At 35.9% G+C, this 13674-nt stretch carries 13 protein-coding genes; 2 read left to right on the forward strand and 11 right to left on the reverse strand.

The window, feature by feature from the left end; translation table 11 throughout:
- Nucleotides 1–89: 89 nt before the first annotated feature.
- Nucleotides 90–1220 carry an MBL fold metallo-hydrolase gene (locus ACRD7B_RS19880; RefSeq protein WP_430826400.1) on the forward strand — a complete coding sequence of 377 codons (1131 nt, stop codon included), beginning with the start codon at nucleotides 90–92 and terminating at the stop codon, nucleotides 1218–1220.
- Nucleotides 1221–1275: 55 nt separating this feature from the next.
- Here the strand turns inward: ACRD7B_RS19880 and ACRD7B_RS19885 are convergent, their stop codons facing one another.
- The 10 genes from ACRD7B_RS19885 to ACRD7B_RS19930 form a co-directional block, all read right to left on the reverse strand.
- Nucleotides 1276–1458, reverse strand: a complete 183-nt coding sequence (locus ACRD7B_RS19885) for a transposase (RefSeq protein WP_430826401.1) — start codon at nucleotides 1456–1458, stop codon at nucleotides 1276–1278.
- Nucleotides 1459–2002: 544 nt separating this feature from the next.
- Entirely contained in the window at nucleotides 2003–3382 is a 1380-nt protein-coding gene (gene nhaA / locus ACRD7B_RS19890; protein WP_430826402.1) for a Na+/H+ antiporter NhaA, read from the reverse strand.
- 16 nt (nucleotides 3383–3398) lie between these two features.
- Complete coding sequence (locus tag ACRD7B_RS19895) at nucleotides 3399–4112, reverse strand: sugar phosphate nucleotidyltransferase (protein WP_430826403.1); 714 nt, start codon at nucleotides 4110–4112, stop codon at nucleotides 3399–3401.
- 51 nt (nucleotides 4113–4163) lie between these two features.
- Entirely contained in the window at nucleotides 4164–4310 is a 147-nt protein-coding gene (locus ACRD7B_RS19900) for a hypothetical protein (RefSeq protein WP_430826404.1), read from the reverse strand.
- A gap of 11 nt (nucleotides 4311–4321) precedes the next feature.
- Nucleotides 4322–5758: a RapZ C-terminal domain-containing protein gene (locus ACRD7B_RS19905; RefSeq protein WP_430826405.1), complete on the reverse strand. Its 1437-nt coding sequence runs from the start codon at nucleotides 5756–5758 to the stop codon at nucleotides 4322–4324.
- A gap of 11 nt (nucleotides 5759–5769) precedes the next feature.
- Nucleotides 5770–6468: a DUF554 domain-containing protein gene (locus ACRD7B_RS19910; RefSeq protein WP_430826406.1), complete on the reverse strand. Its 699-nt coding sequence runs from the start codon at nucleotides 6466–6468 to the stop codon at nucleotides 5770–5772.
- Nucleotides 6469–6774: 306 nt separating this feature from the next.
- Nucleotides 6775–7575 (reverse strand): toxin-antitoxin system YwqK family antitoxin, encoded by an 801-nt coding sequence (locus ACRD7B_RS19915; RefSeq protein ID WP_430826407.1) that lies wholly within the window; start codon nucleotides 7573–7575, stop codon nucleotides 6775–6777.
- Nucleotides 7576–7805: 230 nt separating this feature from the next.
- A complete protein-coding gene (locus tag ACRD7B_RS19920) occupies nucleotides 7806–8690 on the reverse strand; it encodes a sugar phosphate isomerase/epimerase family protein (RefSeq protein WP_430826408.1) in 885 nt (294 codons plus the stop codon).
- Between the two features lie 339 nt (nucleotides 8691–9029).
- Nucleotides 9030–9974: an ankyrin repeat domain-containing protein gene (locus ACRD7B_RS19925; RefSeq protein WP_430826409.1), complete on the reverse strand. Its 945-nt coding sequence runs from the start codon at nucleotides 9972–9974 to the stop codon at nucleotides 9030–9032.
- Between the two features lie 192 nt (nucleotides 9975–10166).
- Nucleotides 10167–10658, reverse strand: coding sequence for a hypothetical protein (locus tag ACRD7B_RS19930; RefSeq protein ID WP_430826410.1), 492 nt, complete (start codon nucleotides 10656–10658; stop codon nucleotides 10167–10169).
- A 559-nt stretch (nucleotides 10659–11217) separates the two neighbouring features.
- On the opposite strand from ACRD7B_RS19930, the gene rocD reads away from it, so the two are divergent.
- Nucleotides 11218–12444, forward strand: coding sequence for an ornithine--oxo-acid transaminase (gene rocD, locus ACRD7B_RS19935; RefSeq protein WP_430826411.1), 1227 nt, complete (start codon nucleotides 11218–11220; stop codon nucleotides 12442–12444).
- Between the two features lie 402 nt (nucleotides 12445–12846).
- Here rocD and ACRD7B_RS19940 read toward each other — a convergent pair whose 3' ends face one another.
- Complete coding sequence (locus ACRD7B_RS19940) at nucleotides 12847–13302, reverse strand: transposase (RefSeq protein WP_430826412.1); 456 nt, start codon at nucleotides 13300–13302, stop codon at nucleotides 12847–12849.
- Between the last annotated feature and the right edge of the window lie 372 nt (nucleotides 13303–13674).

A 13674-nucleotide genomic window follows, 5' to 3' on the forward strand; every position in this document is an offset into this window, starting at 1 on the left:
TATTATTATAAAACCTACATATGACACTTTTGTATTGTCCAACTATAAGAAAAATTGAACAATAGCATATTCTAAAATGCTTAACTAAAATGAAAATTAACAAAAAGATTAAAATGACCTTTATAATACTATTTGCACTAATAGCCAGCTTAACGCTTATAACACTAATCTTTCTGAAAACGTCTCCTCAGTTTGGAGCAAGTAAGAAAGAAATACTGATGGCTGGTGTAGCTGCATCGCCCAATCATAAAGATGGCGTATTTCAGAATGCAATGCCAACAGAAGTTATGACGGGCTTCGAATGGAGCTCCTTACCACAGTATTTCACTAATGGTAATAAAGTGCCTCAAACGATTCTTCCGATGAAGCCAATAAACCTAAAAGCGGAGCCAACATTGGCAGATTCAATAACACGTGTAACTTGGCTGGGCCATTCGGCTGCTTTGATAGAGATAGATGGGAAAAAGCTATTGCTTGATCCAATGCTTGGTGAAGTACCATCCCCTCACCCACTACTAGGTTCAAAACGCTTTGACAATACAGTTCCAGTCAATTTGGATGAACTAGATACCATTGATGCCGTCATTATTTCTCATGATCATTACGATCATCTTGATTATGGCAGTATCATGAAGCTGAAGGACAAAACAACTCACTTTTATGTACCGCTAGGTGTTAAAGCACATTTATTAAGCTGGAATATTGCTCCTGAGAAAGTCACAGAACTAGATTGGTGGGAAACCGTTAATGTAGATAAAATAAAACTAACTACAGCTCCAGCTCGTCATTTCTCTGGGCGCGGATTAAACGATAGAAACAGTACGCTCTGGTGCTCATGGATAATTGAAGGAACATCAAGTAAAGTATATTTTAGTGGCGACAGCGGTTATGGTAACCACTTCAAAGAAATTGGTGAAAAATACGGCCCTTTTGATTTAGCTTTGGTAGAGTGTGGTCAATACAATGAGCAATGGTCTAAAATTCATATGATGCCCGAAGAGACCGTTACAGCAGGTGCTGATTTGAATGCCAAACTAGTTTTACCAATTCATTGGGGAGCTTATAAGCTGGCACTACACGACTGGGATGATCCCATCAAGCGTGCATACAAAGCCGCGCAAATACAATGTGTAAATTTAACAACACCACAGATTGGAGAGCCAATTATTTTAAAATCTGAAATCTGGCCAAAAGAAACTTGGTGGGTGCAAAAGAATTAGACATTTTGAACATTGAAAAAAATGGATCAATTCGTATGCTTATTGATAAGATTTATTAATAATGAGTAATAATATGAATATGGTCTTCTACTCCTCCAATTCTATATAAATGACAGTTCTTATTTTTTAATATACCCCAAATGTATTTAAAAAGATCTTCCCGATCCGGAGTCAAAGTTTTTTGGTGATTTTTTGTTGAGAATACTATTTGATAGAGGATCTGAGTATAGGTTGTCATAGTCTAGAATCTTAGAACTGATTGATTATTAGTAGTTCTAAAAAGATAAGAAGAAAATTGCAATTCAACCACGTTGCGGTTGCTATTTATTTGACTTCTTTTCCCGGATTTTATCCGGTACTATTCACATCAATCCCCGTTGGGGATTTATAAAGCTCTTTAACTTACTCCTTTAGTTGTAAAACATAATCTATTTAAACTGATGAAGGCATTGATGGTCACACAATATGTTTTGTATGCCCATTTTGAAAAATTGCTAATAGAATTAATGATTCCAATTTCATTAAAACGAAATACTTTCCCATAACAATTTAAGTGATTCAAGTTGATTGACCAAGAATCACGTCTTAAGAAACTTATTAAAACAAAAAAGAGGACATAAACTCCTCTTTTGTATTTTCAGTATCATACTGTATTATACCAATTGTATGTCAAAATGCGCTGAAAGCCATTTTGCTCATTATCCCGATATTTATCGGGAGTAAATGCCGAGACATAATCAAAGCGCCTAAGTTTTAAGGCGCATTTTGATTAGTAGTCGGTATTATTTCTCAACAGCCGATTTTCTTTCTTCATCCTTACGCAATGAATACTTAAGAATATAGAAACCTGCCAAACCAGCAAGGATAGAACCTACAAAGATTCCGATCTTAGCTTGATTCAATAAATCCGCATCCATCTTAAATGCAAGTGATGCAATAAATATTGACATGGTAAAACCAATACCTCCTAACAAGGCCAAACCCAGGAAGGATAACCATGATGAATGACGAGGTTTAACGGCAATACCGGTACGCACTGCTATCCATGAGAATAAGGTAATACCAATGGCTTTACCAAAGATTAAACTAAATGCAATGGCTAATGAAAGTGTTGTAAATACCTCTCCACCACCTTCACCGTGATGTATTAGAGTAACACCAGCATTGGACAAAGCAAAAACAGGTAGTACGAAAATACCAATGAAGCCATGAAATTGATGCTCTATTTTCTGTAAAGGACTTTGTACTGTTTTTACACCTGCTTCAATTTCATTAATAGCATATAGCTGGTCATCGGTAAGTACACGCTTATTAGGGCTTCTTCGTAACGATTCGAAACGACGCATACCATTACTCACTCTACCAACAAAATCGTCTACCAACACTTTTGGTCGCGCAGGTATTGTTAAAGCAATTAAGACACCCGCAATAGTACAGTGAATACCCGTCCCTGGTCCATCAACACCCGACTGCAAGAATAAATACCAAATAATAAAACCAAGGAAAGTATATATCTTAAGGTTCTGAATATTACGTAAGTTAGCAATTACCAACACACCTAAAAGCAAGAACGCAATCAATAAGTTCATCCAGTTTAAATCGCCACCATAAAAGAAAGCGATGACTAAAACTGCACCTAAATCATCAACAATAGCCAAAGCCGTTAAAAACACTTTAAGAGCCAAAGGAACACGCTTACCAAGCAAAGCTAAAATACCCAACGAGAAGGCGATATCTGTAGCCATTGGAATACCCCAACCACCTGCAGCATTTCCTTCGAAACCAAATGCAAAATAAAGTAAAACAGGCACCAACATACCGCCAATAGCAGCAAAAATAGGAAGCGAAGCTTGTTTAAATGAACTTAGCTCTCCAGCTAAAAACTCACGCTTAATTTCAAGCCCAACTACAAAGAAGAAAATGGCCATTAATCCATCATTCACCCAGTGTTGAAGCCCTAATTTAATATCAAAAATTTCAGTAGCTACCTGTAATGGACTATGCCAAAAGTGATGATAAGAATCGTGACCTAGATTAGCCCATATAATTGCAGCCAATGTAGCCAGCATTAATAACGCACTACCACTACTAAAGAACTTAATAAATTGTTGGAAAGGATCGCCTTGTCGTCTGCGCCCAATCGCACCTTGATTTGCACTCATTTGTCTTATTTCTTATTTAGTAATTCAATTCTGCTTCTCTTAATTTCTCAACTGTTCCAACGTCGAACCAACCATCCTCTTGGCTTAGTTCATATCCCCCAATACAATATTTCTTTCCCAAATCCAGATAAGTACTAATTATAGAAAATGGTTTTACCTCCCCCATCAAATCTAATAATTCTGGCTCCACCATATGTATACCGCAAAAGCCATATTCCTTTGCAGCATCATATTCATTCACCCTGATCTCCTCTTTAGTCTTGACATTCTTCCATGCGCACAAACGCATGCTGTCATCAAATAGCAAATACCGCGATGTTTTACGCTGCTTTACCATTAAGGTTGCAAGATTTTTGGATTGCAGATGCGAATATATGAACATTTTTACATTTGTAGATACAACGATATCTGCATTTTGTATGAGTATGGGCTTATTTGGAATGAATAAAGATTTAGCTTTCAATAAGCCACCACCGGTATCAAGTAGGCAATCACTTTCATCCGAGATAAGTATCTCACAATCCCAGGTATTAGATTCGATATAGTTAATAATTTGATCTGCAAAGTGATGAACATTAATAACAATTCGCTCTACTCCCCCTGTAATCACATTATTAATAGCATGCCACAATAAGGGTTGCCCTTTAAATTCAACTAGTGCCTTAGGTTTTTTATTGGTAAGCGGTTGCAACCTGGTTCCCAAACCAGCTGCAAATATCATTGCATTCATAAATTGGTATTAAATCTCATCAACGGAGGTACGAATATAACGCATAAAACACTATTGAGCTTTATCGACCTTCTTAGCCTTACACAGTCTACCTTCCTTTTTTGCTCCCCAACCGCATTTCTTGCATTCGTACAAATGCGTTTCTTTCACGCAGGGCACACAATCCTCGCTCTTCTCTTTACACTTTTTCTTAGGCATACTCAACTCACTTATTTCTTCTTCATGTCCTGTTCAACATGTTTTAGCTCTACCTTTACTTTATAGTTCTTCAATAAATAGGAGCGCAATTGCTCGGCCGAAAATACCGATCGATGCTGACCACCTGTACAACCAAAATTAACCATCAAATGTTTAAAGCCACGCGACATATATTTCTTTACTGATTTATCCACAACGGAATAAACATCCTGAAGGAACTCTGCCATTTCAGGTTCTTGTCCGAAAAAGGCAATTACTTCTTCATCCATACCTGTTTTATCGGCATACTCAGGATATCGTCCCGGGTTATGAATGGCTCTGCAATCAAACACAAAACCACCACCATTACCCGACACATCAATAGGTACACCACGCTTAAACGAAAAACTGGTGATACTTACCGTCAACATTTCATTATCCTGACCAATGGTTTTCAACTCATCTGATTCGGTAACATTGCGCAAGGCGGCAAACAAGGTTGGCATTTGCTCTTTAAAATCAATGGTATCGAGTAGGTAAACCAAATTTTGAATGGCAAAAGGAATACTCTTTAAGAAATGTTCCTTCTTTTCGTAAAAGCCTCTAAAACCATAAGCTCCCATTGCTTGCATGATTCGAATCAATACATAAGCCTGGTAATGCTTAACGAACAATTGCTCATCCACAGTTTTGTAGTGCTTAAGCTGCTGCATGTAATATTGCAACAATTCCTCACGAACCTCAACGGGTATATCGGCCTTAGCATCGTAAAGTAAGGAAGCTAAATCGTATTGCAAAGCGCCTTTACGTCCTCCCTGATAATCAATAAACCATGGTTCATCATCAACCACCATCACATTACGTGATTGAAAATCGCGATATAAAAAATGCTCATGATCCGCTTCTAATAAGAAATCAATAAGCGTATGGTAGTCATCTTCCAACGATTGCTCATCGAAGGGAACACGTGCTAATTTCAGAAAGTAATATTTGAAATAATGTAAATCCCATAACATCGATTGCCGATCAAATGCCTGACGAGGATAACACTTGTTGTAATTTAATCCTTCACCACCCTTAATCTGAAATTGAATTAAGTTATTGATAGTCTTTTTATAAAAGTCAGCCAATTCCTTCGGAAAATCTTTACCAGGACGCATGCCCTGCAAAAAAGCATAAAGCGTAACATCTCCCAGATCTTCTTGCAAATAGATATGACTTCCTAAATCACGATCGTAGACCTGTGGTACGGCTAATCCTTTACTTTTAAAATGATCTGAGAATTCTAAGAAAGCAAGGTTCTCTTTCAGATCGGCATTATAGACACCCATGGCCGATTTCTCTCTGCCTTTAATGCGATAATACTCACGATAAGAACCCGAAGGCGGTAACATCACAAACGAGCGTGCTTCTTCCCCAGCCCACCTCTCAAACATCTGCAGCAATAATGACTTTGTATCTTTTTCCAATTGAGTATATTTTAATTCGGAAAAAAAGTGAGTCGAATCCATGCAAATAAAATGACCAACATTAAAGATGGTAGCATGTTCATGATTCGAATCTGTTTTATCTCCAATATATTTATGCCAAGGCCAACCAATAAAATTCCACCAACGGCCGTTAATTCAGTAATAATTTCCTTCGCGATAAAATCGCCTAAATAATACGCCAATAAGGTAATACCCCCTTGAAAAATAAACAAGGGAACAACCGACATGGTTACACCAAGGCCAAAAACAGAAGCTAATGCAATTGCCGAAAAGCCATCCATCATGGCTTTGGTTAATAGAATTTCAGAGCCATTACCCATGCCCTCATCAATGGCTCCCAGTATTGTCATTGAGCCAATGCAGTACAACAAAAAAGCCGTGAGTATACCTTCGGTAAACTTTGGATTTTTAAGTTTAAGGCGCTTTTTTAAAGATGTTGACAAGCCATCGATGGCCTTATCCAGATCGAGTAATTCACCCATAACCGTTCCCAATATTAGGCTAAACACGATAACTAATAGCATTTGACCTTCAAGTGCCATGCTTACTCCCAATACCAGGGTAAACAAGCCAAGTACCTGAAAAACACTCTTCGTAAGTTTATCCGGAATTCGATTACCCAGTATAATTCCGATGGTGCTACCAACAACTACAGTAGCCACATTCACTAAGGTTCCTCCTAGCAGCATAGTTCTTTTCTGTTTAAGCTTTAAAAGTAAGCTAATAGAAGCAATTAATAAAATTGGATATTAGTAAAGTTTGATACAATACTTATGCTGGCGTAGAATTGTAGATCAACACAGCAAATTATGATCCGTAACTCTTTATAAATTCGTAAAAGCATTCAATAAACCCTTCACTACTGAATAGTCAACAAGACTCTATATTGGAACAATTACATTTTCTTTAGGTTAATATGCGTAAGTGGGGCGATTATAATCGGATAGCACAGCCTTGGTTCTATGAAGCGGATTTTTTACAATAAGGTGACATAATTAATGCTTCAACTCATGAATAAGTCTTTCATGTTTTACTATACGCCTTTCCAACAGATCAAACTCGAAAAATTCCTCCGAAATCAAATTATCATTATCATCGTATCCACATTTATTCTCAAAAACTAGCTCTCCATTCTCATGAGATAAACTGTGAATTATGTTATTTCTATTATCAAATGTATTTTCTTCAATAACTTCAAATTTATAGACGTAGTTTCTGTGAATCTTTTTTATTACGTTACCTTGACTATCATATTCAAAAGCCTCTCCTTTAAATAACTTACCATTTTGAAATTGTTTCTCATGCTTAAGTTGACCATCTTTAAAATAAGTCTTCTCATACCGTGAAATTTCATTACTATCAGCGTCCAACTCAATTTCCTCTATTGTTTGCCCTTGGTCATTAAGGATATATACTTCGTATCCTGTTATTGCACCATTTTCATCTATAATCGTTGCCTTTTCAGCATTACCAATATCTGTGAAAGAAAATTCCTTAATTGACTTTCCTCCATCGGAAAATTCAAACTCATGTCTATCAAACTCTCCTGATGAGTTTTTATTATAAACATGCCTTTCCAACAGTTCATCAAAAGGATCATACTCAACAAATTCTTTTACTTCTCCACAATCATGGTACCTGTAGGTTCTTCTGAATACAATATTAGATTCTGAATCATACTCGGTCTCATCAAGCGTATTTCCATTTGAATCCATAGTGAAAGTCTTGAAATGGAACCTATTTAACTCAGCACTATTGGCATCTAACACAATCTTTGTCGTAATCCAAATATCCATTAACTTCATTTTTTACAACTCAATCGGCATATACCACACAAAAGCACGCTTGAGTTATTCTTAAATAAAAATTGCACATACTAACTTTCTAAATTCGCAGCGAGCCGTAGCATTGATTTTAGTTTTAGGCTTTCATTCTTTTAAACAATATCAATTTGACATTAGTTTCTGAAACCACATACCTTGCATAACGAGCTGGAATCAATATATTTCATTGCGATTTAAAGTTACTACTTACCTTCTTCCTTATTGAATTTAGAATTCAATAATTTTAAGCCCTTCATATTTTGTTCTAAAACAACTTGAACGTCTTTATTTTTTATGTGCCCTAAAATCCCCCAAGGGCCATTAAAGCCCTCTTTTTTAAGAAGCTTGATCATATCATATTCATAGTCACCTTCACCAATTGTCAATATTTGGGGCCCTTCTTTTTTGACTCCATTCAAATTTACATATGATAAGTATGGCTTTATCTTTCTTGCTATTTCCGGAAACTCATCCACATATTCTTGTGCGTGATGAAAATTATATACCATTGTGATCGAGTCCGTTCTCAGTTCTTCCAAAATCTGAATTTGATTATGAGGGTTCCCAAACCAACCATGGTGATTATACAAAGCCAGTTTACAACCTACTTCGTCTGCTTTCAATTTAATGAATCGAATCATTTCAATGGATAAATCAACTGATTCCTTCTGATTAAGCTCGTCGAAGAAGTTATGGCTGAAGCTTAACCATATAGCAGGCTTTTGTTCTATTTTTTTAAGATTATTCAACAATACCTGGTTCGATGGACTCAATTTACCAACACTATCACGTTTAGCATTTAGCCATAGAAATATAGAGCTAATCTCTATGTCACTTTCGCGGGCCAGTTTGAATTCCTTTTTCATTTCATCCAAATCTCCTTTTCCCCTATTAAACCCATACTTTTTAAACCCCATTTCCTTAAGCATAGCAATTCGCTGCTCAGGCGTTCTATCTAATGAATCAAAATCTATTATGCACCAAGGAGATAAGCCCTCAAGTTCAATAAGTTCATGGTCGCTCTTTGCGCAAGAACTAATATTAATAAATAGAATAACTACAATGGATAATCTTATTAGCTTTTTCATTTATCTAGAGTTAAATATCGAAGAATCTGCCACTCTCGTTCAGGAAAAGAAACTTTGACTAATACCGATAGCACAATGAAGCTGGCCTTATCTGCATTTCATTTGCTAAGGCCATTCATTGTAGCATCGGCATTATACCAAATATAATAAGGCCACATTCATAGTTCAAATGGTATAATTTAATTCGCCGAATCCCAAAACCTCAACAAATAAGAGCTTTTGTTTTTCTTATAAATTTACTCTTTTGACTATCTGAATCAAAAGATTCGGCAAACATATTGAAAGAGTAAATCTCCCATGAATATACTGACAGTCCATGCCCTTTATTTATTATTAGCACTAGTTATTGCTTATAAACCGTCCACTTTCTTTTAAAGTATGAATTATTTGGAGGTAAGTTGTTGTGTCTTTATAATTCTGCTCTCTTTTTACTTTTAAAAATTGCTCTGCCACGAGTATAGGGGATTTTTTCTCTTTTGAACCTTCTTTAAGAATGTCGTATTCTGATAAAGCCAAATTAGGGTTCGCACCTGCATCTATTAAGTATCTAATCATTAAAGTGTCGCCTCTACCAACAGCTTCAAATAATTTAGGAAATATTGGAAGTCCTTCATTACATACTCCGTAGTAGTTTGGATTTGCGCCGTGCTCTAAACATAGCTTCACTAATTCAGCTGAACGTGTTGAAATTAAATAATCTTTATCTACAGGTACACCATTTTCCATTAGCATTTTTACAATCGCTTCATCACTGTATGAAAATGCGACGGCCATTGCATCAGTTAAAGATTCTGAATTTGCATCAATAAACATTTTTAAAACATCTTCTTTACAACTTAATACAGCTTGCTCTACTGGACCATACATACCAACTTCACCATAAACTTTTAAATCCGGGTCAGCACCATAATTAAGCAATAGTTCTACCATTTGTACTGAACAGTTCTTAACAGCTATAATTAATGCTGTTTTAAATTGATAACTATTGTCAAAATAGTTTGGATTTGCCTTGCTTTCTAATAGTTCTTCGGATTTTTTATAATCGCATGAATTGATTGCATAAATCAATAATAAACTCAAAGAATCAATATTAATTTCAACCGAGCTTTCCGCAATATTAGTGAAAGTTAAAGAATCAAATTTTACCTCATCTGAATAGAATGAACCTAGGCTGTCCTTTGTTTCTTCAACATGTTCAAAATGACTTGAGTTTTCAACACCTTGCCTATTGTTACAGGACAGTGAAACTAAGATTAATATGATTAGGCTATAAGTTTTATGCATTATGTTTGTTTTAATAAGTGCTAACGTTTGGCTAGATGAAGCGATTGGCAATTAATGAAACTTTATCTCCAAAACTCAACTGAGCCAAATCTTTTATTTGTTTTTATCTTTTCAATCCTAAAGCCAAATCAAAGATTTGGCGGTGTTCGATTACCCAACCTAACTTCCAAGTAATCACGGACACCAAATGCTTTATACTAGCGTATTGGCATTCGTTTTTATTATTTCAACTTCATCAAAGTTAAACAGAAAGTCATAGCCAATTCGAGCTGATAAGGTATTGGACTCTATTAATCTAGTTCGTGCAAATTGACAATCCATCTTGTCAAAAGAATCCCAGTCATAAAGGTCAATAAAACAAAACTTACTGTTGTCTTTTGTTATTTCCATTTTTTCCCATCTCCATTCAATACCATGTTCAATTGCTGCTAGAACCTCTATAGTATATGACTTGGGTACCACAACAATTTGATCGAAGAATCCATTCGGATTCCGTGCAATAGGATAGTCAAAAGATTTTGCCAAAACTAATGATTCAAAAAGGCCATCTTGAACTCGACTGAATGCTTTATCTATTTCAAAATTAAACAAGTCTTGCTTCTTTTCTGTATTAGTAAAGTTTTGATTCCACAAATCCATCAGTATTGCTCTGTAATCTGATATGTCTTCGGTTATGCTTTTCATAATTCTGCCTAGCGTAAAATTTTAATTTTAATAATCCCTTCTAGAATTGCACGTTAGCTTTAAAATTTAATCTTGTTTATATGCGAGATGTGGAAAATGAATGCCAGCTTTTCTGTAACTGCATGTCTATTGCCTATATATTTACTATGTCTTCAAATATTTTATTGCTGATACTCAAGGATAAAACCATTTGCAATTAACTCTAACTATTTAAAACCGTTTTATCAACATTAGTTAACACTACTTAAAACTATATACATTAAATCAATATACAATGGAAAACCACTTATATTTTCTACTCATAGCTATATGCTTGCCATGTAAAGATAAAATAAAGTTTACAAAGCACGGATTACAAATCCGCGCTAACAATGAGGTGATGAAATTACACCTCTCCCATGATAAAATTAAAACCATAAGCAGCACCCTAAATTTTCGCGACAAATCTATGCTATAAAAGAATGATAAAACTCAGCTATTTAAAGCAACATTTTCCCATTAAATCTTCTATTTTTGCTTCAAACCAAAAAAGAAGTTAAACTAATTAAATCCGATTATTATGACTGATAAGAAGATGACACCTGCAGACTACATTGCTCGCGAAGATAAGTACGGAGCGCACAACTACCACCCGCTTCCGGTAGTACTTGAAAAAGGTGAAGGTATTTACGTTTGGGATGTAGAAGGAAAGAAGTACTTCGATTTCCTTTCTGCTTATTCAGCAGTAAACCAGGGTCACTGTCACCCACGCATTATTAATGCATTAACCGAGCAAGCGAAAGAATTAACGCTTACATCGCGTGCATTCTATAGCAGTGTATTAGGTGAATTTGAAGAGTATATGACCAAGTACTTTGGTTATGATAAGATCTTACCTATGAATACAGGTGCTGAAGCCGATGAAACTGCGCTTAAGCTTTGTAGAAGATGGGGATATGATAAAAAAGGTATTCCTGAGAACGAAGCAAAAATAATTGTTTGTGCCGAGAATTTCCACGGCCGCACAATTACTATAATCTCAATGTCTACTGATCCTGATTCATATAAAGGATTCGGACCATTCACGCCAGGATTCGTTACTGTTCCTTACAACGATATCGATGCTTTAGCTAAGGAATTAGAAGATCCTAATGTTGCAGGTTTCCTAGTTGAGCCTATTCAAGGTGAAGCTGGTGTATTTGTACCAGATAATGGCTACTTGAAGAAAGCTTACGATATGTGTAAGGCTAAGAATGTATTATTCATCGCTGATGAAGTACAAACTGGTATTGCACGTACAGGTAAATTATTAGCTTGTGATCACGAAGGTGTTCGTCCTGATATGTTGATTCTTGGCAAAGCCATTTCAGGTGGTGTATTCCCGGTATCAGCTGTTTTGGCCGATGACGACGTTATGTTGGTTATCAAGCCAGGTGAGCACGGATCAACTTACGGTGGTAACCCACTAGGTTGTAAAGTAGCAATGGCTGCCCTGGATGTTGTTAAAGATGAGAAATTAGCTGAAAATGCTGAGCGTCTTGGACAGATTTTCCGTGATGAAATGCTAAAAGTTGACTCAGATATGATTGAGTTGGTTCGCGGTAAAGGATTATTGAATGCAGTTGCCATTAAACCTAAAGATGGTAAAACAGCATGGGACGTTTGTGTAGCTATGAAAGAGAATGGCTTAATTGCTAAACCTACTCACGAGCACATCATTCGTTTTGCGCCTCCTTTGGTAATTACCGAAGAAGAATTGCGCGAAGCAATCGAAATCATCAAGAAAACTTTAGCGCAATTCGCATAAGTTTATCTTAACAATAATAGAAAGCTGACTGGAATTATTCTAGTCAGCTTTTTTTATGTTGAGAGATTGCATCTACATTTAAGGATCGCATCTTTATTAACATCATGCCTATAAAGATGCGATCCTTAAACTTTTACTTAAAAAATTCAGTTGCCCTTTCAGGGCGTGCTATTTTTACTCTTGCTATAACCTGAGGATAAACCTCAGGCGAAATTAACTCTAGGCTTTCGGCATTACTACAAAATTGCATTTGATAACCATAATTTCAGCCCCTATAGGATAAAACAAAACAACTAAGCAGCAATCTTTTTTATGGCTGAAGGCCATTATCAATTAAGCCCAAGGTGTTAACCTTGGGTAATGCAGTAAAGTATTAATTCGTCCTGTAAGGACAGTTCAATCTCAATCTCTCCACAAATAATCCTCATTGTATTCAACGTCATATTCATTCAGAAAAAGAAGATATTCTTCTCTAAAACTCATTCTTTTATGATGTTCTTCCTGATTCTGGATATATTGCTTTGTTTTAGAATGAAGAGACGAACTAACTGAAAAACCACCATATCCACCTTGCCAGGCAAAATGCTCATAATGATCATCAATGGTTTTCATCCATCTACTACTATGACGTTTGATCTCCTCTACTAACTTAGCTAATGCAATATTTTTTGACATCACACATAAAATATGCACATGATCATGCACACCATTGATTAATATGGGAATAGAGTCTTTGTCTTTTATAATTGATCCCATATAAGCATATAAAGCGTTTTTATCTTTTTCTAGGATTCCTACGCTGTCTTTTTTGATATGAAAGACAATGTGTACAAAGAGTTTGGATAATGATTGAGCCATATTTGAAATATTTAATTGCCCTTTCAGGGCGTGCTATTTTAACTCTTGCCATAGCCTGAGGATAAACCTCAGGCTGAATTAACTTTAGGCTTTCAGCCTAGTTACAAAATTGCATTGCGCAACTATAATTTCAGACCCAAAAAGATAAAACAAAACAATTGAGTCGTAACGTATTTTATGGCTGAAAGCCAGTTTCAATTAAGCCCAAGGTGTTAACCTTGGGTAATAAATATCAAGTTTAAGTTCGTCCTGTAAGGACAGTTCATTCTCAGTCTATCACTTAAATATATGGTAAGGATCGAATCTTAATCAATTATTTAATTGCCCTTTCAGGACGCTACAAATTACTCATTTCATAACCTGAGGATAAAC

This window comes from Carboxylicivirga fragile, assembly GCF_050589805.1.
Taxonomy (GTDB): domain Bacteria; phylum Bacteroidota; class Bacteroidia; order Bacteroidales; family Marinilabiliaceae; genus Carboxylicivirga; species Carboxylicivirga fragile.

Excerpts from the sequence above, each read along its gene's own strand:
- ACRD7B_RS19880 (WP_430826400.1), top strand. The coding sequence starts at position 90 with ATGAAAATTAACAAAAAGATTAAAATGACCTTTATAATACTATTTGCA.
- ACRD7B_RS19885 (WP_430826401.1), bottom strand. The coding sequence starts at position 1,458 with ATGACAACCTATACTCAGATCCTCTATCAAATAGTATTCTCAACAAAA.
- nhaA (WP_430826402.1), bottom strand. The coding sequence starts at position 3,382 with ATGAGTGCAAATCAAGGTGCGATTGGGCGCAGACGACAAGGCGATCCT.
- ACRD7B_RS19895 (WP_430826403.1), bottom strand. The coding sequence starts at position 4,112 with ATGAATGCAATGATATTTGCAGCTGGTTTGGGAACCAGGTTGCAACCG.
- ACRD7B_RS19900 (WP_430826404.1), bottom strand. The coding sequence starts at position 4,310 with ATGCCTAAGAAAAAGTGTAAAGAGAAGAGCGAGGATTGTGTGCCCTGC.
- ACRD7B_RS19910 (WP_430826406.1), bottom strand. The coding sequence starts at position 6,468 with ATGCTGCTAGGAGGAACCTTAGTGAATGTGGCTACTGTAGTTGTTGGT.
- ACRD7B_RS19915 (WP_430826407.1), bottom strand. The coding sequence starts at position 7,575 with ATGGATATTTGGATTACGACAAAGATTGTGTTAGATGCCAATAGTGCT.
- ACRD7B_RS19920 (WP_430826408.1), bottom strand. The coding sequence starts at position 8,690 with ATGAAAAAGCTAATAAGATTATCCATTGTAGTTATTCTATTTATTAAT.
- ACRD7B_RS19925 (WP_430826409.1), bottom strand. The coding sequence starts at position 9,974 with ATGCATAAAACTTATAGCCTAATCATATTAATCTTAGTTTCACTGTCC.
- ACRD7B_RS19930 (WP_430826410.1), bottom strand. The coding sequence starts at position 10,658 with ATGAAAAGCATAACCGAAGACATATCAGATTACAGAGCAATACTGATG.
- rocD (WP_430826411.1), top strand. The coding sequence starts at position 11,218 with ATGACTGATAAGAAGATGACACCTGCAGACTACATTGCTCGCGAAGAT.
- ACRD7B_RS19940 (WP_430826412.1), bottom strand. The coding sequence starts at position 13,302 with ATGGCTCAATCATTATCCAAACTCTTTGTACACATTGTCTTTCATATC.